Below are 21,368 nucleotides of genomic sequence, written 5' to 3'. Positions count from 1 at the left end.
CCGCCCGGTGAACGCGACGCCGGTGGCGTGTCCGTCCGCGACCTGAGGCGGGATCGGACACGCCACCGGTCTGTCGTACCAGCCGAAGGGGCCGGCACGGACCCGTTCGCCGGTGCGCGGACCGCCCCGCCGCCTTTCCGGGGGACGCCGCCAGGAGAACGGACGTACCGGTTCACCCGTCCCGCGACCGCCTTAAGCCCCCACACCTCACATATCCTCACCAGCCAACAGATGTGACCAACTCGTTGATCGACACCGTTGGCAACTCGCATATAGTGACCGCCAGTTCCCCGCGTCCCGTGGAGCCCGTCCAGGATTCGCGCACGCGGTGCCCGTTTTTGCTGGATTCCGCTTCGCCCATCCCATCCGTCCAGACGGTCCCGAGGTCCTGATCGATGACAGCGCAGACCGCGCTCCCGCGCCCGCGGACCGGGCGCCTTCGCATCCCGGCACGGCCGCGTGAGCAGCGTGCTCCGCTTTCGTACCTGACACGGGCCGTGGCGGTGCCCCTGGTGGTCACCGTCCCGGTGGCCGTGTGGGCGGCCGTCGCCGCCCCCGGGTCGCTGCGCGTCCCCGTGGCGATCGGCGCGGCAGCCGGAAACCTCGCGCTGGTGGTGGCGGTGGCCGTGGCGGCGCGGGAGCGCTGGCGGGCACGCCGGCTGGCCGGGCAGCTCGACGCGGCGCGGGCCGAGGCGGAACGTTTCTCCGATGAGCTGCTGCCCGCCGCCGTCGACCGCATCTTCGCCGGTGAGACCGTGGACCGCGTGATCGGCGCCGTCCGGGAGCCGCTCACCGCTCCGCAGCGCCGCATCCTGACCCTGGTCGCCGACCGGGTGGGCACGAGCGAGTCGCGCCGCGCCGCGGCCATGGCCGTCGGCGCCAACGTCGCCGGACGCATGCAGGCGCTGACCATCGGCATGCTGGCCGACCTGCGGCAGATGGAGCACCGGCACTCCGACCCGGCCGTGCTGCACGACCTGCTGCACCTGGACCACCGCACCGCCCAGGCCGGCCGTCTCGCCGACAGCATCGCCGTGCTGACCGGGGCCCGCTCCGGACGCCGGTGGGCCAAGCCGATCCGGATGGAGTCGATCCTGCGCGGCGCGATGGGGCGCATCGCCGGCTACCAGCGGGTCCGGCTCCACTCCACCAGCGAGGTAGCCGTCGTCGGCCACGCCGCCGAGGGCGTGATGCACGCGCTGGCCGAACTCATGGACAACGCGGCCAACTTCTCCCCGCCCACCGCCGAGGTCCACGTCTACGTGGAGGAGGTGCCCGCGGGCACGGTCGTCACCGTCGAGGACAGCGGACTGGTCATGGGCGAGGTCGCGCTGCGCCGGGCGCAGAGCGCCGTCGCCGCCGACTCCGGCGACCTGACCGGGCTGTCCGGGACGAGGCTCGGCCTGACGGTCGTCGGCCGACTGGCCCGCAAGCACGGTCTGAGGGTCTCCTTCCGTCCCTCGGCCCGCGGCGGTACCGGCGCGGTGCTGATGATCCCGCAGGACTTGCTGACCGTTCCGCGCCCCGGCGCGGACGCCGCCCCCGTGGCCGAGCCGATCCTGCCCCCGCCCGACCCGGCGGCCGCCCCCTCCGTCCCGGCGCCTGACGACCCTTCCGACCCCTCCGACCAGGGCGAGGACTCCCTGCCGACCGCGCCGGAGCTCGGGGAGAGCGGCCTGCCCAAGCGCCGCCGCGGCCAGACGCTGTCCGCCGCCGGGCACGGCCGGCCCGCCGCACGGCCGGCCGCGAGCCAGGCCGCCCCCGGCACGGCGGCCGAACGGGCCGCGCGGTTCAGCACTTTCCGCAGCGCCGTCCACGGCACCACCCCCGCCGCGGCCGACTCCGCCCCCGACGACCACCAGCCCTCCGCGTCCGCGCCCCCCGCGGACCGCGACGAGCACGATGCGACGGCCCCATCCCCAGAAAGCGACGCGCGATGACCGCACCAGCCACCGGCCACACCAGTACGGACGAGCGGCTCAACTGGCTGCTGGAGAACCTTCTGGACCGCACCCCGGGCGCCCGCCACGCCCTGGTCCTGTCCCGGGACGGGCTCAAGCTGTGCCGCACCCCCGAGCTCTCGGTGGACCAGGCCGACCAGCTCGCGGCGATCTCCGCCGGCATCCAGAGCCTGTCGCAGGGCGCGTCGATGGAGTTCGGCGACGGCAGCGGCGGCGTGCGGCAGGCCATGGCCGAGTTCTACGGCGGGATCCTGTTCATCGTCGAGGCCGGTGACGGCGCACACCTGGCGGTCGTCGCCGACGACGACGCCGAGGTCGGCATGATCGGCCACAACATGCACGAGCTGGTCGAGCAGCTCGGCGAGCACCTCAGCGCGCCCCCGCGCGAGGCGTCCGGTGAGGGCGGCGACGGCGCATGACACCCCGCCCGGGCCGGGAGGAGGATCCGGACCGGCTGTACACCCTGACATCGGGTCGCAGCCGGCCCGCGTCCGATGTGTTCGACCTGGTCACCCTGGTGGTCGCGGAGTGCGATCCGGTCCCGGGGATGCAGTCCGAGCACGCGGCGATCCTGCGGACCTGCAGCCGGCCCACCGCCGTCGTGGAACTCGCCGCAGACCTGGGGCTGCCGGTCGGCATCACCAAGGTGCTTCTGTGCGACCTGCTGGACACCGGCCGGATCAGCGCCCGGCACCCCCGTACCGTCCGGACGGCGGCTCACCTTCCGGACCCCGAGATCCTGGAGCAGGTGCTCGTTGGACTACGCAACCTCTGACCCCGGCCACGTCCCCGGCCCGCCGGGGCCGCGGGCGCCGCTCGACGCGAGCGCCGACAACGGGCTCAAGATCGTCGTCACCGGTGGGTTCGGCGTCGGGAAGACGACCATGGTCCGCTCGGTCAGCGAGATCCGTCCGCTGAACACCGAGGAGACCATGACGCAGGCCGGCGCCGCGGTCGACGACCTCACCGGCGTGGGGACGAAGACGTCCACCACCGTGGCCTTCGACTTCGGCCGGATCAGCATCAACCGGCGCACCGTGCTCTACCTGTTCGGCGCACCCGGGCAGGAGCGGTTCTGGTTCCTGTGGGACCGGCTGTTCTCCGGCACGCTCGGCGCGGTGGTGCTGGTCGACACCCGCCGCCTGGACGACTCCTGGTACGCCATCGACCGCCTGGAGCACCACGGCACCCCCTTCGTGGTGGCCCGCAACGACTTCGGCGGGCCGCGGCACTCCGAGGAGCAGGTGCGCGACGCGCTGTCACTGGCCGACGGGGTGCCGCTGGTCGACTGCGACGCGCGGTCCCGGCAGTCGTCCAAGGACGTCCTCATCACCCTCGTCCAGCACCTGCAGACACTGTCCGCCGCCAACCCGCGTGCCCGGGAGATGACCGCCCCGTGACCAGCCAGCCCGCCGCGGCCGCCGGCACCGACCCGTTCGCCGGGGCGGTGCCCTTCAGCGGCCCCCGCTTCCACATCGACCCCTCCGTCCTCTACCGGGAACTGCGGCGCGACCACGGCGCCCTGGCCCCCGTGATGCTCGACGGCGGCATCCCGGCATGGCTCGTCCTGGGCTACCGGGAACTGCTGCACGTCACCGGCGACCCCGTGCTCTTCAGCCGGGACTCGGACCTGTGGAACCAGTGGGACCGCATCCCCGACGACTGGCCCCTGCTGCCCATGATCGGCCGCAAGCAGCCGTCGATCCTCTACACCGTGGGCGAACGCCACCGGCAGCGCGCCGCGATGATGGGCCAGGCCATGGAGGCCATCGACCCGGTCGATTTGCGCCGCCACGCCGAGCGCTACGCCGACGCACTCGTCGACGCCTTCTGCGGCAGCGGAAAGGCCGACCTTCTCGAGCAGTTCGCCATGCTGCTCCCGGTCCGCGTGCTCGCCCGGCTGTACGGCTTTCCCGAGGAGCAGGGCCCGCACCTGGCGAAGGCGGTCAAGGACCTGGTCGACGGGGGCCCGGACGCGATCGCCGGCCAGACCTACGTCTACTCCGCGATGACCGAACTGCTCGAGGCGAAGAAGACGGAGCCGGGCGCGGACGTGGTCTCGCGCATGCTCGCCGACCGGTACGACTTCTCCGACGAGGAGATCGTGCAGGACATGATGGTGATGACCGTGGCCGGCCACCAGCCCACCGCGGACTGGATCGGCAACTCGCTGCGGCTGATGCTCACCGACGACCGCTTCGCCGCCTCGTTCACCGGCGGACGGCACAGCGTCGGGCAGGCCATGAACGAGGTCCTGTGGGAGGACACCCCCACCCAGAACATCGCCGGCCGGTGGGCCAGCCGCGACACCCGGCTCGGCGGCCGCCACATCGCCTCCGGCGACCTGCTCATCCTCGGTTTCGCCGCGGCCAACGCCGACCCCCAGGTGCACCTGGAGGCCGGGACGTCCACCAACGGCAACAACGCCTGGTTCTCCTTCGGCCACGGGGAGCACCGCTGCCCGTTCCCCGCACAGGAGATCGCCGAGGCCATCGCCCGGACCGGCATCGAGGTGCTGCTGGACCGGCTCCCCGACCTCGACCTGGCGGTCGACGCCTCCGCGCTGGTACGCCGTCCGTCCCCGTGGCTGCGGGGCATGACCAGCCTCCCCGTGCGTTTCACACCCACCCCCGTACTAGGAGAACCCTGATGAAGTGTCCGGTCACCGGCCACGAGGCGGCCTCCCCGATCGTGCTGGACCCGCTGGTGGGCGACCTGGTCGCCGAGAGCACCGCGCTGCGTGAGGCGGGACCGCTGGCCGCCGTCGAACTCCCCGGCGGGGTGCCGGTCTGGGCGGTGACGCACCACGCCGAGGCCCGGGCGCTGCTGACCGACCCGCGGCTGGTGAAGGACATCGCCCACTGGGACGCCTTCAACCGCGGTGAGATCCCCGCCGACTGGGCGCTGATCGGCCTGGCCAACCCCGGCCGCTCCATGCTCACCGTCGACGGCGCGGACCACCGCAGGCTGCGTACCCTGGTCGCCCAGGCGCTGACCCCGCGCCGCGTCGAGCAGATGCGCGCCAGGATCGAGGAGCTGACGGCCGGTCTCCTGGATCGCGTCGAGGAGGCGGCACGCGAGGGCGAGGTGGTGGACCTCAAGGCCACCTTCGCCTACCCGCTGCCGATGTACGTCGTGCAGGAGCTGATGGGCATCGACGAGGCCCAGCTGCCGCGGTTGAAGGTGCTGTTCGAGAAGTTCTTCTCCACCCAGACCCCGCCCGACGAGGTCATCGCCACTCTCGGCGAGCTCGCCGCCCTCATGGCCAAGACCGTCGCCGACCGGCGCGCCGAACCCGGCGACGACCTCACCAGCGCCCTCATCGCGGCCTCCGAGGACGGCGACCACCTCACCGACGCCGAGATCCAGAGCACCCTGCAACTGATGATCGCCGCGGGTCACGAGACCACCATCTCCCTCATCGTGAACGCGGTCGTGAACCTGCTCACCCACCCCGACCAGCTCGCGCTGGTACGAAAGGGCGAGGCGAGCTGGGAGTCGGTGGTGGAGGAGACCCTGCGCTACTCCACGCCCACCTCGCACGTGCTGATCCGCTTCGCCACCGAGGACGTCCCCGTCGGCGACCAGGTCATCGGCAAGGGCGAGGCGCTGATCGTCTCCTACGCGGCGATCGGCCGCGACGAGAAGCAGCACGGCCCGAGCGCCGGCGTCTTCGACATCACCCGCGAGCACCCCATCCGGCACATCGCCTTCGGCCACGGTCCGCACGTGTGCCCGGGCGCCGCGCTGTCCCGGCTGGAGGCCTCGGTGGCGCTGCCCGCCCTGTTCGAGCGCTTCCCCGAGCTCGACCTGGCGGTCCCGGCGGCGGAGCTGCGGAACAAGCCCGTGGTCACCCAGAACGACCTCTTCGAGCTGCCGGTGACCGTCAGCTGATCTACCGTCGGTGTCCGGCACCGTCCCGCCCCGCTCGTGCCGGCGCGGGGCGGTGCCGGCCCCGTCCGCACCCGCGACGAGGAGGGCCTTGTGCCGTCGTACGGCAGGCCGCTGCGCAAGCTCGGCTTCCTGACCATCGGACTGTTCGACGAAGCCGACCCGCGCCGCGGGCACGAGGCGACGCTGGAGATGATCCAGCTGGGCGAACGGCTCGGCTTCGACAGCGCGTGGGTGCGCCACCGGCACCTGCAGTTCGGCATCTCCTCGCCCGTGGCCGTCCTTGCCGCCGCCTCGCAGCGCACCAGCCGCATCGAACTCGGCACCGCCGTCATCCCGCTCGGGTGGGAGAACCCGCTGCGTGTGGCGGAGGACCTGGCGACGGTGGACCTGCTGTCCGGCGGCCGCCTCAACCCGGGCGTCAGCGTCGGCCCGCCCCTGCACTTCGACCAGGTCCGCGACGCCCTCTACCCGGACACCGCGGAGCAGGAGGACTTCTCCTACGGCCGGGTGGAACGCCTGCTGGGCTTCGTCACGGGCGAGCCGGCCACCGCCTTCAGCGGCACCGAGGGCTTCGAGGTCTTCTCCGACCGCGTCCAGCCGCACTCCCCGGGGCTCGGCGACCGCATGTGGTACGGCGCCGGCGGCTCGCGTTCGGCCCGCTGGGCCGGGGAGCACCGCATGAACCTCCTGACGAGCAGCGTGGTCAAGGCGGAGGAGTCCGGGGACTTCGACGAGATCCAGCTGTCCCACATCCGCGCCTTCCGCGCCGCGCACCCCGACGGCGAACAGGCCCGCGTCTCGCAGGGGCTGGTGGTCGTCCCCACCGACAGCGCCTCGGCGGGGCAGCGCGAGAAGTACCTGGAGTACGCCCGCCGGCGGTTGCCGCGCACCTCGAGCCCGCAGGGCCCCGGGCGGCTGCTGTTCGCGCCCGACCTCGTCGGCAGTTCCGAGGAGATCGCGGAGCGGCTCTGCGCGCACGCGGCCTTCCGCGAGGTCGACGAGGTCGCCTTCGCGCTGCCGTTCGCCTTCGCGCCCGAGGACTACGAGCAGATCCTCACCGACATCGCCACCCTGCTCGCACCGGCCCTGGGCCGGCCGTCGGCCTCGGCCTCCTGACGGCGGCCGCAGCTCCGATGCGGTTCGCCCGGTACGTCCGGCGGTGCCGGCTCCCCTCACCGCCCCGCGATCGCGGGCTGGGCCTTCCTCGGCAGGGAGTCAGCCGGGGAAGGGCCAGCATGGCGGCCTGCTCCGGGGCGGGGATGAGGCCAGGAGGCAGGGGGCGTACTCCCTCAGGTGCGAGGTGAGCCGCGTCGCCGGCCGGGGTGCGCTGCCCGGCCGTTCCTGCCGGGCGCGGACGAGGACCGCGATCACGCTCCGTGCGGGGCGATGCGTGAGCCCGCCCCGCACGGCCGTATGGTCGACCACAGGTCACGGTGATGCTCCGGTCCTCTCGCGCGCCCTGCCGGATGTCGTGATCCGCCGGGCCGCCGGCGCGCCGCAACCCTTGCCGCGCCTGTGGTCGACCTCCCGGAGGGGGACCTACGGCGTCGTCGCGGTGAAGGAGACGGAGTCGAACTGGTTGATCGCTGACTGGGCGGTGTCGTGGGACGTGGAGAAGATGCCCATGTCCTGCTTCGCTGCGGCCGAGGCCAATGTGACCGGCTGACCGATCGGGACGTAGTTGGCACCGTCGTAGGAGTACGAGGCGCTGAACGACTGGCCCGAGCGGGTGAGTTTCACCCAGACGGGGCGGTAGACGTCGACGCCGGCGCGTGCGTCGGTGTCCAGGTAACCGTCGCCGTCGGCGTCCCACTCGAATACGACGCCATTGCGGGCGGTGACCGCGACGACGGCATACCCGGCCGACTCTCCCGCCTTGGTCATGTCGTTGCGGACCATGACCCCGGACTTGGCCCAGGCGTTGGCGTCGTTGACCGACACGACGCGGGTGGACACGCTCGAGCCGGCACTGAACGAACCGGGCCGGTAGATCGAACCGAACTGGTCGTCGTGCTGACCGCCGGCGCCCCACACGTCGGCGCCGGCCGCCGCGATCCCGAAGCCGCCGCCGCTCTGGCCGAAGTACGAGCTGACGGCCGAACTTCCGGCGGTGCGCAGGCCGGGTGCGACGGGGCCGCCGGCCGGGCACCCGCTGAAGCCGAACTGGTTGGCGTTGAGCGACGTCCGGTACTGCGGCGCCACACCCGCCTGGCAGATCACGTCCCGCGCGGCCGCCGGCCAGTTGGCGCCCGCGACCTTCACGTTGTTGATCAGTTTGTTGTTGTGCGCCGCGGCGTTCGGCGTCGAGGCTCCGCCCGAGTTGTACCAGTTGTTCTGAATGACGTTGTCACTGGTGTTGTTGCGCAGGCTGTACGCGTTGGTGAAGAGGAAGGAACCGCCCTGGACCACGTTGTGCTCATAGGTCATCGAGCGCGAGCCCTCGTCGAGGTAAAGGCCCACTCCCGAGATGTTGAACAGGTAGTTCTTGGCGACCACGGTCCCGGGGCTCGCGGAGAGGTTGTAGACCGATCCGCCGTCGGCGAACCGCGCCTTCGTGTTGTGCACGAGGTTGCCCTCGACGCGGTTGTCCTTGAGCGTGGTCGGCGTCGTGTACAGGGTGTTCCACTTGTAGTAGCCGCGGTCGACGTAGTCGTTCGAGCCCCCGGCGTCGTTGATGCCCCAGCCGTAGCCGGTGTCGATGCCGTCGTAGGGGACGTTGGAGACCTCGTTGTGCAGGATGCGGGCGCCTGTGACGTACGTGCTGAGGATGCCGCTGTTGTCCTTGTAGTCCACCGCCACGCGATTGACCGTGTTGTCGGAGATCAGGATGTCGTGGTTGGTCATCCGCGGGTCGCTCGGGTGGTGCGCGTCGGGCAGGACGCCGCCGACCGTGATGCCGTGGCCGCTGCTCTCCGTGAACCGGTTGCCGACCACATCGATGTCGCCGGCGCCCAGCCCGACTCCGGTCGCCACGGCGTTGGCGTCGTTGCCGATGCCCAGCGCCGTCTGGCCGAGGTTGGTGAACGTGTTGCCGGTGAACGAGATGCGGCCGGCGGCGGAGACCTGTACGGCGGCGGGCTCCTGGAACCAGCTGGTGCGCGCTCGTTCGAACATCTCGCAGCCCCGCGAGCAGCTGCTGAACGCGTCGGCGGGCCGGTAGTCGTAGGCGCCCTTGATGAAGAGGCCGTTCTGCTGGTTCGCATACCCGTCGGTCGAGGGACCGAGCCAGGAGGTGCCGGAGAACTGGATGCCCGTGAAGGCAAGGCCGGTCACCGGCCTGTCGTACGTCCCGCCGATGCTGAGCAGCGTCTCCAGGCGGGGCAGCTCGATGTCGAGCTGGTTGGGGTCGACCCCGCTTGCCGGCTTGTAGTAGAGCTTCCCGGCGCCTGGATCTATGTACCACTGGCCGACCTGGGTGAGGAAGCTCAGTGAGTTGTCGAGGTACCAGCTCGGACCGGCCAGGAACGAGTTCTGGACGGTGTCCCAGCCCCACGTGTTGTTGTCCCACGCCGGCTGCGCCATCGTGATCTCGGTGGCACTGATGCTCTTGACCGGCGAGTAGCGGTTGGTGAAGTCGCCGAGGGACTCGAACTCGATGCGCCCCTGGTCGGGAAGCGTGGCGAGGTAACTCAGGGCCGGGTTCTTGATGGTGAGGCCCGTCGCGGTGGGGGTGACGTCCGTGTTGGCCAGGCGGATGGCGGCGCGAGGGGCGATCACGCCGTTCACGTAGAGTTGGCGGGTGTCCAGGCCGTTGGGGGTGTCGGCCTCCCAGATCCCCGCCCCCGACTCTGACATGGACCAGCCGGTGACCTTGGAGGCGCCGGTGATGACGGGGTGGGAGCCCGGAGCGGCGGTCCAGTGGATGGTGTGGTCGCCGCCGCCGTCGCCGGGTCCGAATCTGAGGGGCTCGGAAAGGCGGTAGGTGCCGTCGGCAAGCTGAACGGTCACGTCACCCTGCTTGGCGGCCGGGCGGACGACATGCTGAGCCCGCTCGAGCGAGCATGGCTGCGACTGGCTGCAGTGTCCGGAGTCCTTGCCGTCCGGCGCCGCGAAGTACACCGTCCGAGGCGCGGCTTGCGCCTGAGGAGGAATGAGCGCTGATGCGATGAGGGCGCAGGCGCCGAGCGCGGCCAGGCGGCTCGCCCTGCGCATCCATCGTCTGCTCACCGAGCGGGTCGAGTCTGACGTCGATGTCATGTCGATCGCTTCCTGTGATAAGGGCGTTGATGCCCGCCACAGAGTTAGCATACGTATGACGTTTGCGACAAGATTCATGTGATGTTTACGTGGGACCCCGGACTGCCGGCTTGTCCGGTCGGGTCCGGGAGAAGTCCGGTGACGTGCAGCTCCTCCCACAACGCCTCTGGGATCACCGCCCGATACCGCGCGACATTGCTTCGCACGTGCTCCTCGGTGCGCATCCCTACCACCACCGAGGCGACCGCGGGATGGCGCAAGGGGTACTGGACGGCGGCCGCGGGAAGCTCCACGCCGTGTCGCTCGCAGACGGCTGCGATGCGGGCGGCACGTTCCACGACGGTCCGCGGCGCGCCCCGTAGTCGTAGGTCGCCGAGCCGTCCACGGCGGTACCGCTCGGCAACCCCGGGTTGTAGACCGCCGCGGCGACGACGCCGACGCCGCGGGAGCCGACGACGGGCAGCAGGTCGTCCAGTGCCGACTGATCGAGAAGGGGGTACGGCCGGCCGCCATCACCGCGTCGACGTCGGTCTGCCTCGCGAACCCGGCCGTCGTGACGGCGGCGGGAGAACGCACGGACCCCAGTGCACCTGCGTTGTCGGTGAGATGGCGCGTCGCGTCCCGCGTCAGCCGGTGGTCGTACGTGGCTGGACACCCGGATCGTGCAGCCGGCCCGGCAACGAAGCGAGCACGAGGCCCTACGGTAACGGTTCCTCAGGTTGCGCCGTCCGAGCTCGTGACAAACATCATACGTATGTCCTAAAGTCCAGGCGCGGAGTCGTCAACGAAGTCGACAAGACAAGGACATCCTCATGGTCGGAACCCACACTGTGGTGCGTTTGCGCCGTAAGGCGTCGACCGTCGCCGTGATGTGCACCGCAACGGCGCTCTTGACTCTCGTCGGTTGCGGCGGCGAAGGCAGCTCGGCGAACGGGGCGTACGGCTTTCCCGAAGCCAAGCAGGAGGCGTCCTCGACGATCACCGTCTGGGTGGACGCCGACCGGCAGGCGGCCGTGAAGGCGTTCCAGACGGCGAACCCGGACACCAAGATCGAGGTCGTCACCTATGACGGGTCGGCCAACGGGTCCAACTCCTTCCGGACCAAGATGCAGTTGTTCGACCGCGCCGGTAGTGGCTGGCCCGACGTGGTCTTCTCCAGCCAGAACAACGACGCCGCATGGGCCAGCCAGAAGAGCGCCGGCAAGCAGGCGTTCGCGGCCGTGTTGAACCAGGGTCTGGTCCCGGAGGACACGCTCGGCAACTTCACCAAGGGCTCGCTCGACCCCTGCACGGTGGACGGCCGCGTGTACTGCCTGCGCAACGACCTCGCCCAGGCGGTGCTCTGGTACGACACGTCCCTGATGAAGCAGTTCGGCTACGCCGTCCCGACCACATGGGAGGAGTACCAGGCGCTCGGTGAGAAGGTCGCCAAGGAGCACCCCGGCTACATCATCGGCACGGCCGGGGACGCCTGGACGCCTGAGGTGTTCATGTGGGCGAGCAAATGCCAGGCCAATGACGTGACCGGTCCCAAGTCCGTCACCGTCAAGACCGACTCGACCGAGTGCAAGCGGGCGGCCTCGATGCTCGACGCCCTCCGCCGCAACGGGACCGTGCCGGTGGTCAGCGTGTTCACGCCCGAGTTCTTGAAGAAGTACTCCGGCAAGGTGCTGATGATGCCGGGTCCGGCCTGGTACGCCGGCGCGATCTTCAACAACCCCCAGTCGCTCAACGTGCCGGCCGGGCGGCTCGGGGTCGCGGCGCCGTTGCCGTGGAAGGGCGAGGACGAGGCGGTGACGGGCAACGTGGGTGGCGGGACCTGGTTCATCTCCAGCCACTCGAAGAACCTGAAGGCCGCCGAGAAGTTCGTCCAGTTCGTCACCACGGCCGACGGGTACCAGGTGGACGTCGCACCGGGTTACCCGGCGTATGCGCCCGCCGCTCGGAAGTGGATCGCCAAGCAGGAGGCGAGCAAGTACTACGCCACGCCGCTGCAACCGGTGGTGACCGCGGCCTCGCGGGTCTGGGACGGCTGGGGTTACCCCATGTTCAGCCAGGAGGCGATATGGGCGAAGACGATGACCCCTGGGGTCACGGGCGGCCAATCGATCACGGACCTGCTGCCGGCATGGCAGAAGGCGATCGAGAACCAGGCCGAGGTCAACGGATATGCGGTGAACTGAGATGACCCTCGCTCCTCCGCGTGACCAGCTGACCGTCGACGCTTCGGGGCGTCGACGGTCACGGCGGGGTGAGGGCCGGCCGGCCGGCGGCGCCTTCGCTCGCAGTTCGATCGGGTATCTCCTCGTCTCGCCCTATGCGTTGCTCGCCGTCGTTTTCGGAGTCGTGCCGTCGCTCTACGCCGTACTCCTGGCCTTCACGAACGCCGACGGCGGGTTCGCGGGCTTCGACAACTTCACCAAGGTCGTCGGCGACTTCCGGTTCTGGCCGGCCGTGTCCCACGTGACCGTCTATCTCGTCATCTGGCTTCTGGGGCTGGTCGTCTTCGTCGTCGGCCTCGCGTTGGTCGTCCACGCCGCTGCCGTGCGGTGGGTGAGCGCGACCCTGCGCTTCGTCTACTACCTGCCCGGCGCCCTCGCGGGCGCGTCCAGCGTCCTGTTGTGGCTTTTCGTCCTCGATCCGACGGCGAGTCCGGTCAGCGGCCTGCTCGGGGCGATGGGATTCGACAGCTTCGTGCAGGTGATCCAACCCGGGAACCTTCCGGCCATCTTCGCGATCATCGCGTTCTGGACCGGAGCCGGCGGGTGGATCGTCATCATGTACGGCGCCCTCAACAACATCAGCACCGACGTGATCGAGGCAGCCCGCATCGACGGTGCGAACGCCGTCCAGATCGCGTTCCGGATCCAGCTGCCGATGCTGCGCAAGTGGATCGCGTACATGGGCGTCATGTCGCTGGCGGCCGGCACCCAGCTGTTCGTCGAGCCCCAGCTGCTCAGTCAGGCCAGCAACGCGGTCGTGCCCAACGACTACTCGCTCAACCAGCTGGCCTACCAGTACGCGTTCCAGCAGAACGACTTCAACGGCGCGGCCGCGATCTCGCTGATCCTGCTCGTCGTCGCACTCCTGCTGTCCTGGGTGTTCGTGACCCGCGGCGGCCTCTTCGAGAAGGAATGACCATGGCAGCACTCTCCGCCGAACGCCGTCGGTCGAGCCTCAGCGGGTGGAGCGGGCGGTCCATCGTCGGCGTCCTGCTCGTCGTCTTCGTCCTGTTCTTCGCCGTCCCGATCGTCTGGCTGCTCCTCGCGGTCACGAAGTCCTCGAAGGCGCTCGTAGTGGCCGACCCGTTCTCCGTCGGGTCGTGGTCGGCCTTCGCCGCCAACTGGCGTCAGCTGTTCGACTTCCAGGACGGCGCGGTGACGACGTGGATCGGCAACTCCGCGCTGTACGCGGTCGGAGCCCTGGTGATCACGCTCCTTGTCAGCATCCCCGCCGGCTATGCGCTCGCGCTCACCGAGTTCAGGCTTCGGCAGGCACTGCTCGTGCTGACACTCGTCGTCATGCTGATCCCCAGCACCGCACTGGTACTGCCCATCTTCCTCGAGCTGAACAGTGTCGGTCTGATCGGCAGCCCGTTGTCGGTGATCCTGCCCATGTCGTTCTTCCCGTTCGGCGTCTATCTCACCTACATCTACTTCTCGACGAGCATCCCTCGTGACATCCTTGCGGCCGCGCGCATCGACGGCTGCAACGCGTTCCAGGTCTTCACCCGAGTCGCCCTTCCGCTGGCCGCCCCGATCGTCGCCCTGGTGGCGTTCTTCAGCTTCGTGCAGAACTGGAACAACTTCTTCCTGCCGTTCGTGATGCTGCCCTCCAGCGACGGCTACCCGATCCAGGTCGGGTTGACCTCGCTTCTGGCCGCGACCCCGGCCTTCAACCCCAGCTCCGCGGGGTCCGACTCCGTCCAACTGCCCACACTGGCGCTGGGGACGATCGTGTCGATCCTGCCCGTTCTGATCGTCTTCCTGTTCTCCCAGCGATTCTTGGTCGCGGGCATGACAGCGGGAGGAACCAAGGAATGACCACTCGCGCGTGCAAGGAGAACCACTGCCGATGAAGATCACTGGCTACCGCAGCCTGAGCACCGTTCACGACTGGGGCAGAATCACGGGTGACGTCAACGGTGTCCAGCCGAGCCACGCCACGCCGGTCCCTGTTCTCATCATCGAGACCGATGCCGGAATCGAGGGAGTGGGCCTTGGATCCCATGCCGACATCGCCCGGGTCTTCCCCGCGATCGAGGGTGACGACCCGCGGTCGGTCGTGGCGCTCTACGACCGGATGCTCGACTGGGTGTTCAAGGCCGGTCACTCAGGATCCACCTTCGGCACGATCGGGGCCGTCGACATGGCCCTCTGGGACATCAAGGCCAAGGCCGCTGACGAGCCGCTCTGGCGGACCCTCGGGGCCCGCGACCGCTTCGTCCCCGGGTACGCGTCCGGTCTCGAGTACGGCCTGACCGAGGACGAGCTCGTCGACCTCTACGGACGCTTCGCGGACCGCGGGTTCAAGGCCGGCAAGCTCAAAGGCGGCCGCGACCTCGACCGCGACCTGCCTCGGCTGGAGATCATGCGGGATGTCCTCAGCCGCAACTCCCGCCGGCCGGCGCTCATGTTCGACGCCAATGAGTCGTGGAACCACGCCCAGGCGGCCCGGTATGTCGCGGCCATCGAGCAGCGCATGGACCTCACCTGGGTGGAGGAACCGCTGCGCCGATGGGATGCCGCCGGAATGGCCACGCTGCGCGGGAAATTGCGCGCTGCCATCGCCAGCGGCGAGAACCTGACCGGGCTGGAACAGTACCGGCCCCTGCTGGACGCCAACGCGGTCGACATCGTGCAGGTCGGCAACGTGTGGGGGATCACTCACTTCCTTCGCGTCGCGACACTCGCGCATGCCCACGATCTGCCGGTGAGTCCTGTCGCGTACAACGCGAACCCGGTGGCGCACGCCGCCGCAGCCGTGCCGAATCTTCTGACCTTCGAAGTCCAGGATCTCGTCTTCCCCGTCGGCCTCGACGTCGACCAGCAGTTCGAGGACGGAGGCATCGTCCTGGGCGACCGCCCGGGAATCGGGATCGTGGTCGACGAGTCCGACCTGGCACCGGCCGGCGCTGTGCCGCCCCGGCCGGCGGCGACCGGACCGCACATTCGGCCCGAACGCGCTGCCCTGCGCCTGGTAGCCGAGCCGGACGTGTGGGACGACCCGTCGCACCGCGGAGGCCGACACTCGTGACCCGGCGACCTGAACGCAGGGCCTTCGTCGTGGGTGTGCGGCCCGAGAAGCGCGAGGAATACCTGGCACTGCACCGTGCCGTGTGGCCGAGCGTCGAGCGAAAGCTCACCGAATGCAACGTGCGCAACTACAGCATCTTCATCTTCGGCGACATCCTGTTCGCCTACTACGAGTACGTCGGCGAGGACCACGAGGCGGACATGCGGCGGATCGCCGACGATCCGGCCTCGCAGGAATGGTGGACGCACACCGACCCGTGCCAGGTGAGGATCGCCGAGGAACGAGATCCCGGCGCGCTGTGGCAGCCTGTCGAGGAAGTGTGGCATCTTGCGTGACGGCCCGCATCGACGGCCACGTGCGCCTTCGGTATCGAGTCGGGGACCCGCAGGACTGGGCCGACGCGGAGACCACGGGCGCCGACGGCCCGCGACTTCGGCGCCCCCGATCTGCGGCGAGGTGTCGGCCTCGACCGGATTCGGCGGTCCCGCGGTCGTCCGGTCGAGCGAGGGCCCCGACGAGAGCATCCGGCCCTCCAGGCCGGATTCCTCAGCCGTCGCCCGGCATCGTCGCGTGCGCCGACCTCACGGCGGAGGTCGGCCTCGGTTCGCCCAGATCCCCGAGAACGCCGCTGTCCACGTCGTCGGGGTGCGGCAACCGGACGCCGACGCGAAGGACCGGGACTCACGCCGGGCCGCGCTCCTGGATCACGGCGTGCAGCCGATCTGGCCGCCTACGGCTCCGACGGGCCGCCTGCTGAACTCGGCGGGGGGTGCCGCGCCCTGGGATTCCGCTCTGGAAGCCCTGCTCGACGCGGTCTCCACTCCGGAAGGCGCGCGTGCGGGCGGCGGCGACGCCGCCGACGTCTACTCGCTGTCCTGACCGCGCCCCCGACCACGTGCCTGGGGCGCGTGGTCGGGCAGCCGACGGCGCTCCCACGAGATGTGGATGTGATCATGCATCGCCTTCTGGGCCGCCGCGACGTCCCTCCTCGAGATGGCATCGACGATCGCCGCGTGTTCCTTCAGCGTCAGTGCGAACGCATCGGGCGGGTCGATGCCCTGGTAGCGGCTGGACTCCACGGCTCGCTTGTACAGATGCTTGGCGATGTTCTCGGCGAGCCGGTTGCCGGAGATCTCCATCAGCGCGTAGTGGAACACCACGTCCGCCTGCCGGAAGGAGTCCGTCTCGGACTGGCTCTCGCGCATCGTGGTCAACGCGTTCTCCAGTCTCCTCAACCCGTCCGCGCTGCGCGATGCGGCAACCGCGCCCGCCATCGCCGACTCGAGGCTCGCTCGCACGATCGTCAGTTCGTCAAGGACGCCGAGGGTCTCATCGTTGTCGATCAAGGCGGACAGCACCACCGGATCGAGCATGTTCCAGTAGCCCGGCGCCCGCACCTGGGTGCCGCGACCCTGGGAGACGATCACCAGGCCCTTCTCCTCGAGCCGCTTCACCGATTCACGCAGCACCGTGCGACTCACGCCGAAGTGCTCGCTCAGCGGACCCTCCGGGGGCAGCAACTCGCCTTCCTTCAACTGGCCCGTCACGATGAGGTCGACGAGCTCCGAGACGACTGCAACACCCAGGCGGCCGGCGGGCAGGCGTCGCGGGAAGAGACGGGGTGCGGGCTGCGACTCGGTTGGCATACGTATGACCTTATCGCTCGACCAGCCCTGCGGATGAAAAGGTTCCTGGTCCACGACATGTCCTCGGCGTTCACCGTTCGGTTCGCAGTAGGCAGGGCCCGCAGGAACCGAGCGACCGTGGGGGCGCGTCAGGCGCCCGGGGCCTCGGGCGCCGGCCGGTCCTCGCCTGCCGCGCGCCCCGCGGGGACGGCGGCCTCCACGGCCGCGCGGGCCCCGTCCGCCTCGTCGTCCCGGCCGGGCGTCGCGGTCGCCGAGGGCCCCGTGGCCGTCGCGGCGCCCTGCGGCACGGCGGGTGCCAGGACGTCCAGGTCGGCGTCGTCCGGCCGGCGGTCGCCGCGGAGGTCGCCGACGATGAGGGCGACCACCGCCGCGGAACCGACGAACTCCAGCAGGGCCTGCGAGACGTCCACGGCGGTCGCCGGGTTCGTGCCGACGGCGTAGCCCCACAGATCCGTGAACGCCGACGGCATCATGAAGAGCGACAGACCCACCGAGAAGCCGTGGGCGGTGGGCCGCCTCCGGGCCGCGAGCAGCATGCCGACCCCGCAGAGCACGGTCAGGCACACCCATTGGTAGGGCGAGGGGACGGCGAGGACCGCCTGCCCGCTCCCCTTGCCGACGATCAGGTCGGTGAGCGCGGCCGGCCCGACCTCGACGGCCGTCACGGCGTTGCGGCCGATGTAGAAGACGTTCAGCACCGCGAGCAGCAGACCGGAGGCGGCGGCCGTCACCTTCACCGGTCGGACGCCCCCCGTCACCGTGTTCGCGGCGGCGGTCTCCGCCGCTGCCTCGTACTCCATGTGCCGTACGAGCAGCAGGAGTCCCCCGAGGACGAGGGAGAGCACCACCGCGAGGACGGCGGTGCCGCCCACGGCGCTCAGCGAGGCGCCCTCCAGGGTGCCGAACCACGGGTCGGAGGGCGAGTCGAGCAGCAGGTACCAGACCGCGGGGAGACGGAAGGCGAAGGTCGCGGTGCAGGAGGTCATCAGCAGGCCGCCCGCCCTGCGGGTGCGGAACAGGGTCGCCAGGCCGGCGCAGAGCTGGAGCGCCGCCAGGCCCAGGTCGAGAGAGGAGGTCGCCGACAGTCCCGGCGCCGAGCCGGTGGTCCACAGCGACCAGGCCCCCGGCAGACCGCGGGTCGCGACGTCGTAGAGCAGCCAGAACGCCGTCTGCACGAACAGCGCGAGGCTGAGCCAGGCCACGGCTATCCGCACACGATCGATCGACATCCCCGGACGGTTCATGACGCGCTGTCCCCTCGACGGGCAAACGTGGTTGAGTTCACAACTACCTTGGTGACGCAGCAGAGCATAAACGGTCGCCCACCTGCCTGGGCCGACCAGTGCCCAGTCGTGCCGGTTGTGGCGGGCGGTGGCGGAACGATCAGGCGGCGAAGGCCACATGAAGGTTCATCAGGTGCAAAGTACGGGTTGCCCGTAGTGGTGGTGGAAGGTGTCGCGATCGAGGTCGCGGGAGGCGCTGTCGGCTGCGTCGCCGACCTGCCGACGCGCGCCGGGACGGCACCGCCGGCCCGCGCCCGCATGGGCCGGCGGCCCTGACGGCCCGGCGAGAAGCCCGACCGGTCGCGGGGCCCGCCGGGCCGTGACCGTCCGGAAGGCGTGCACCGGATGCCCCGAGGTCAGCCCCGGCGGGCCTCGATCAGGTAGCGCTGCGAGTACGCCACGAACGGCCCGTGCCGCTCGATGAAGCCGTGCAGCTCCGAGAGCCGTTCGCGGTAGGCGTCCACGGTGAAGCCCGGCACGGTCCAGATGACCTTGCGCAGGAAGAGGACCACGGCGGCGATGTCGTGGAACTCCATGCGCAGCGCCTCCTGGCGCAGGTCGACGACCTCCAGGCCCGCCGCCTCGGCACGGGCGGCGGCGTCGACCGTGCTGGAACCGGACCTGGTCGTGAAGGGGTCCCGCGGGGTGTCGGCCGCGACAGCTCGCGGTCCCATCAGACAGTCCGTCAGTTCCCGTACCGAGCCCGCGCCGACCTGCTGGGACAGGTAGGTCCCCCCGGGACGCAGCACCCTGTGCACCTCGTCCCAGCGGGTCACCACCGGGTGGCGGCTGACGACGAGGTCGAAGTGGCCGTCGGGGAAAGGCAGATCGGCCGTGTCCTCCACCTGCACGACGGTGGCGCCGAGAGGCGCCAGGTTGCGGCGGGCGATCTCCAGGTTGGGCGCCCAGGACTCCGTCGCCGCGACCATCGACGGGACGGTGGGCACGCTTGCCAGGACCTCCCCGCCGCCGGTCTGGATGTCGAGCACGGCCGAGGCCTTCGCGGTCCGCTCCGCGAGGAGCCCGGCGTAACCCCAGGACGGGCGCTCCTCTGTGGCGCGGCCGGTGAACCAGGAGAAGTCCCAGCCCTCGGTCGGGACGGCCTCCCCCTCGGCGAGGAGATCTCGGAGCGTGGACATGGGGCGAGCATGGCAGAGGCGCACGGCGGGCCGCACCCGTATTTCTCCGGGTCTGTGCCTCCGCCCGTGCCGCCGGTTCCTGCGCGACCCCCACCGCCCGCCGCGCTGCGTTCCCCGCGTATTCCGCGGCCGGCGCCGCTCGTCAGCAGCCGGTCGCCGGGGGGCGGAAGACATCACGGCGCCCTCGCCCGCTTCGGCGGCCTGGCGCTGTAAGTAGACGTCGTCCCGGGTGCGGTCACCACCGACGTCGTCCAGGCGTGTGGCGGCGGAGCGCGGGCATCGGCGCTGGTGCGTGTGTTTCCTCGAGGTGGCCGGACGCCGACGTCGAGGGGACGGCGTGCGCGCACGGTGTTGCGGTCGGCCGGTCCGCGCGTGGATCATGACGCTTCGCGGGCCGGATCCGGTTCCCGCGCCGTCCGCCCGTCGCGGCCGGGGCGTTTCGGTGTCACCTGTCCGTTTCGGGCGTCCGGTGGCGGAACGCTGGGTAGGAGGGCGGGACGGGGGATGACCGAAAGTCGTTGGGGTAAGTCGTAGACCTTGCCCGGGTCGTCACCGGCCCGGGAAGGGGGGATCTCGGTGGGTAACACGTCTGCGTTCGTCCGTATCGACGGCCTGGAGGGGCGGGCCGCGCACGGCGGGCCGGTGGCGGGGCGGGTCGGGGGGCCCATCCGCGTACCGGGCCCGTCGCTCCTCAATCCCGGCCTGAGCGAGGTGGAGCCGCAGGTCATGGCCTGGGCCCGGAGTGCCGGTCTGCTGTCCGAAGTGACCGGCGACCAGGCCGGCCGGGAACGGCAGGTCGCCATGGCCGGGCACGTGTGGCCGTGGGCCGCGCCGTCCCGGCTGACCGAGCTGGCCCGGCTGACGCTGTGGATGTTCGCCGTCGACGACGGCAGCGACACCGGCCCGGTACCGGGGACCGGAGCCGAACTCCAGGCCATGGCCTGTGCCGTCGGCGGCTGCGAGCGCTCCGTGCCGGAGTCCGCCGCGCCGGCCGTCCGCGTCCTGGGCGAGGTGGTGCCACGGGTGACCGGCGCCATGGGCCCGGCCTGGGGCGACCGCTTCCGCCGGCACCTGGCCGCGTGGATCCGCACCAACCAGGACATGATCCGCATCCGCGCCGGCGAGAAGGTGCCCACCCCGGAGGAGTACGTCTCCTGGCGTCGTGTCTCCGGCGCGACCGGCTGGTGCTTCGACCTCGTCGAGTACGCCCAGGAGGCCGAGCTGCCCGCGGCGGTCTGGTACTCGCCGGCCTGCCGCGCGCTGCGCGAGGCCGCAGCCGACGTCATCGGCTGGACCAACGACCTGTTCTCGGTGGAGAAGGAACTGCGCTCCGGGGAGACGACCAACCTCGTCATCGTCCTGCGCCACCACCGCGGTCTGGCACTGGACGAGGCAGTCGCCGAGGCGCGGCTGTGGCACGCCCGCCGCGTCGACGACCTGCGCACCGCGACGCGCGACCTGTACGCCACCGCCCTCGCGACCGACCTGACGGCCACCCAGATGGCCGCGGTCTGCCAGTACGCGGACGGGATCTACGCCTGGGCGCGCGGTTTCCTCGACTTCTCCCTGGCCTCCGCCCGCTACCAGGCCCCGGAGGGGTAGCCGGCCGAGCCGGCGGGAGGGCATCCCTGGCAGGGGTGACGGCACCGCCGTCACGGTGTCCCCGCCAGGCAGTCGGGGTGCGCGCGCCGTGCGGACGGGGCGCTGCGGTACGGCGACGGCCCGTCGGGGCGGGAGTCCACCGTCGCGCTCTGCCTGGGTGCCTTCCGGCCGCACACGCCGGCCCGCCTGTTGGGTCGGCGTGTGCGCCCGCGACCTCGCCTGCCGTGCCGGGCTGGGCTGTCCGGGGCCGGAGCGCTGCCTGCTCCCCGGAGGGGCCGCGCCGACGGCAGGGCGCAGCGCGGTGGGCCGCCGTCACGTGTCCTCGAGTCCGGCGGGCGGGGTGCGCTGCCGCGTGGGGGGACGCTGCGGGGATCCGGTGACGAACGTGCC

The 21,368-nt window shown here is 70.8% G+C and carries 19 protein-coding genes; 14 read left to right on the top strand and 5 right to left on the bottom strand.

Features of this window, described 5'->3' with window-relative positions:
* Positions 1 to 395: 395 nt before the first annotated feature.
* From AC3ET4_RS27380 to AC3ET4_RS27350, 7 genes are all read left to right on the top strand, one after another.
* Positions 396 to 1,940, top strand: a complete 1,545-nt coding sequence (locus tag AC3ET4_RS27380) for a sensor histidine kinase (RefSeq protein ID WP_431953995.1) — start codon at positions 396 to 398, stop codon at positions 1,938 to 1,940.
* Entirely contained in the window at positions 1,937 to 2,380 is a 444-nt protein-coding gene (locus AC3ET4_RS27375) for a roadblock/LC7 domain-containing protein (protein WP_431953993.1), read from the top strand. Before AC3ET4_RS27380 ends, AC3ET4_RS27375 begins: the two co-directional genes overlap by 4 nt.
* Positions 2,377 to 2,736, top strand: coding sequence for a DUF742 domain-containing protein (locus tag AC3ET4_RS27370; protein WP_431953991.1), 360 nt, complete (start codon positions 2,377 to 2,379; stop codon positions 2,734 to 2,736). Before AC3ET4_RS27375 ends, AC3ET4_RS27370 begins: the two co-directional genes overlap by 4 nt.
* Positions 2,717 to 3,361, top strand: coding sequence for a GTP-binding protein (locus AC3ET4_RS27365; protein ID WP_431953989.1), 645 nt, complete (start codon positions 2,717 to 2,719; stop codon positions 3,359 to 3,361). The genes AC3ET4_RS27370 and AC3ET4_RS27365 overlap by 20 nt, the downstream gene beginning before the upstream one ends.
* On the top strand, positions 3,358 to 4,611 hold the full coding sequence (locus AC3ET4_RS27360) for a cytochrome P450 (protein ID WP_431953987.1): 1,254 nt from the start codon (positions 3,358 to 3,360) through the stop codon (positions 4,609 to 4,611). The genes AC3ET4_RS27365 and AC3ET4_RS27360 overlap by 4 nt, the downstream gene beginning before the upstream one ends.
* On the top strand, positions 4,611 to 5,855 hold the full coding sequence (locus AC3ET4_RS27355; RefSeq protein ID WP_431953985.1) for a cytochrome P450 family protein: 1,245 nt from the start codon (positions 4,611 to 4,613) through the stop codon (positions 5,853 to 5,855). The genes AC3ET4_RS27360 and AC3ET4_RS27355 overlap by 1 nt, the downstream gene beginning before the upstream one ends.
* 90 nt (positions 5,856 to 5,945) lie before the next feature.
* Positions 5,946 to 6,971 (top strand): LLM class flavin-dependent oxidoreductase, encoded by a 1,026-nt coding sequence (locus tag AC3ET4_RS27350; protein WP_431953983.1) that lies wholly within the window; start codon positions 5,946 to 5,948, stop codon positions 6,969 to 6,971.
* 423 nt (positions 6,972 to 7,394) lie between these two features.
* On the opposite strand, the gene AC3ET4_RS27345 is transcribed toward AC3ET4_RS27350, so the two are convergent.
* Together AC3ET4_RS27345 and AC3ET4_RS27340 are read right to left on the bottom strand one after the other, a co-directional pair.
* Positions 7,395 to 9,803, bottom strand: a complete 2,409-nt coding sequence (locus AC3ET4_RS27345) for a right-handed parallel beta-helix repeat-containing protein (RefSeq protein WP_431953981.1) — start codon at positions 9,801 to 9,803, stop codon at positions 7,395 to 7,397.
* Between the two features lie 323 nt (positions 9,804 to 10,126).
* Positions 10,127 to 10,345: a hypothetical protein gene (locus tag AC3ET4_RS27340; RefSeq protein ID WP_431953979.1), complete on the bottom strand. Its 219-nt coding sequence runs from the start codon at positions 10,343 to 10,345 to the stop codon at positions 10,127 to 10,129.
* A gap of 576 nt (positions 10,346 to 10,921) precedes the next feature.
* On the opposite strand from AC3ET4_RS27340, the gene AC3ET4_RS27335 reads away from it, so the two are divergent.
* The 6 genes from AC3ET4_RS27335 (at position 10,922) to AC3ET4_RS27310 (ending at position 16,187) form a co-directional block, all read left to right on the top strand.
* Positions 10,922 to 12,235, top strand: a complete 1,314-nt coding sequence (locus AC3ET4_RS27335; RefSeq protein WP_431953977.1) for an ABC transporter substrate-binding protein — start codon at positions 10,922 to 10,924, stop codon at positions 12,233 to 12,235.
* A gap of 1 nt (position 12,236) precedes the next feature.
* On the top strand, positions 12,237 to 13,190 hold the full coding sequence (locus tag AC3ET4_RS27330) for a carbohydrate ABC transporter permease (RefSeq protein WP_431953975.1): 954 nt from the start codon (positions 12,237 to 12,239) through the stop codon (positions 13,188 to 13,190).
* Positions 13,191 to 13,192: 2 nt separating this feature from the next.
* On the top strand, positions 13,193 to 14,095 hold the full coding sequence (locus AC3ET4_RS27325) for a carbohydrate ABC transporter permease (protein WP_431953973.1): 903 nt from the start codon (positions 13,193 to 13,195) through the stop codon (positions 14,093 to 14,095).
* 31 nt (positions 14,096 to 14,126) lie between these two features.
* Positions 14,127 to 15,308 carry a mandelate racemase/muconate lactonizing enzyme family protein gene (locus AC3ET4_RS27320; protein ID WP_431953971.1) on the top strand — a complete coding sequence of 394 codons (1,182 nt, stop codon included), beginning with the start codon at positions 14,127 to 14,129 and terminating at the stop codon, positions 15,306 to 15,308.
* Positions 15,305 to 15,643, top strand: coding sequence for an L-rhamnose mutarotase (locus AC3ET4_RS27315; protein WP_431953969.1), 339 nt, complete (start codon positions 15,305 to 15,307; stop codon positions 15,641 to 15,643). The genes AC3ET4_RS27320 and AC3ET4_RS27315 overlap by 4 nt, the downstream gene beginning before the upstream one ends.
* A gap of 235 nt (positions 15,644 to 15,878) precedes the next feature.
* Positions 15,879 to 16,187: a hypothetical protein gene (locus AC3ET4_RS27310; RefSeq protein WP_431953967.1), complete on the top strand. Its 309-nt coding sequence runs from the start codon at positions 15,879 to 15,881 to the stop codon at positions 16,185 to 16,187.
* Here the strand turns inward: AC3ET4_RS27310 and AC3ET4_RS27305 are convergent.
* The 3 genes from AC3ET4_RS27305 to AC3ET4_RS27295 form a co-directional block, all read right to left on the bottom strand.
* Positions 16,172 to 17,008, bottom strand: a complete 837-nt coding sequence (locus AC3ET4_RS27305) for a FadR/GntR family transcriptional regulator (protein ID WP_431953965.1) — start codon at positions 17,006 to 17,008, stop codon at positions 16,172 to 16,174. The two genes, AC3ET4_RS27310 and AC3ET4_RS27305, sit on opposite strands and share 16 nt — an antisense overlap.
* A gap of 74 nt (positions 17,009 to 17,082) precedes the next feature.
* Complete coding sequence (locus tag AC3ET4_RS27300) at positions 17,083 to 18,183, bottom strand: hypothetical protein (protein WP_431953963.1); 1,101 nt, start codon at positions 18,181 to 18,183, stop codon at positions 17,083 to 17,085.
* A gap of 410 nt (positions 18,184 to 18,593) precedes the next feature.
* Positions 18,594 to 19,376, bottom strand: coding sequence for a class I SAM-dependent methyltransferase (locus AC3ET4_RS27295; protein ID WP_431953961.1), 783 nt, complete (start codon positions 19,374 to 19,376; stop codon positions 18,594 to 18,596).
* A gap of 576 nt (positions 19,377 to 19,952) precedes the next feature.
* Between AC3ET4_RS27295 and AC3ET4_RS27290 the strand changes: the two genes are divergently transcribed.
* Complete coding sequence (locus AC3ET4_RS27290; protein ID WP_431953959.1) at positions 19,953 to 20,978, top strand: terpene synthase family protein; 1,026 nt, start codon at positions 19,953 to 19,955, stop codon at positions 20,976 to 20,978.
* Positions 20,979 to 21,368: the final 390 nt, after the last annotated feature.

The organism is Actinacidiphila sp. bgisy167 (assembly GCF_057707665.1).
This window is presented reverse-complemented; position numbering and strand designations above follow the sequence as displayed.

What these genes read in the sequence shown, in the direction of transcription:
- AC3ET4_RS27325 (WP_431953973.1), top strand. Translation starts at nt 13,193, where the DNA reads ATGGCAGCACTCTCCGCCGAACGCCGTCGGTCGAGCCTCAGCGGGTGG.
- AC3ET4_RS27335 (WP_431953977.1), top strand. Translation starts at nt 10,922, where the DNA reads ATGTGCACCGCAACGGCGCTCTTGACTCTCGTCGGTTGCGGCGGCGAA.
- AC3ET4_RS27330 (WP_431953975.1), top strand. Translation starts at nt 12,237, where the DNA reads ATGACCCTCGCTCCTCCGCGTGACCAGCTGACCGTCGACGCTTCGGGG.
- AC3ET4_RS27320 (WP_431953971.1), top strand. Translation starts at nt 14,127, where the DNA reads ATGAAGATCACTGGCTACCGCAGCCTGAGCACCGTTCACGACTGGGGC.
- AC3ET4_RS27355 (WP_431953985.1), top strand. Translation starts at nt 4,611, where the DNA reads ATGAAGTGTCCGGTCACCGGCCACGAGGCGGCCTCCCCGATCGTGCTG.
- AC3ET4_RS27300 (WP_431953963.1), bottom strand. Translation starts at nt 18,183, where the DNA reads ATGTCGATCGATCGTGTGCGGATAGCCGTGGCCTGGCTCAGCCTCGCG.
- AC3ET4_RS27375 (WP_431953993.1), top strand. Translation starts at nt 1,937, where the DNA reads ATGACCGCACCAGCCACCGGCCACACCAGTACGGACGAGCGGCTCAAC.
- AC3ET4_RS27370 (WP_431953991.1), top strand. Translation starts at nt 2,377, where the DNA reads ATGACACCCCGCCCGGGCCGGGAGGAGGATCCGGACCGGCTGTACACC.
- AC3ET4_RS27380 (WP_431953995.1), top strand. Translation starts at nt 396, where the DNA reads ATGACAGCGCAGACCGCGCTCCCGCGCCCGCGGACCGGGCGCCTTCGC.
- AC3ET4_RS27295 (WP_431953961.1), bottom strand. Translation starts at nt 19,376, where the DNA reads ATGTCCACGCTCCGAGATCTCCTCGCCGAGGGGGAGGCCGTCCCGACC.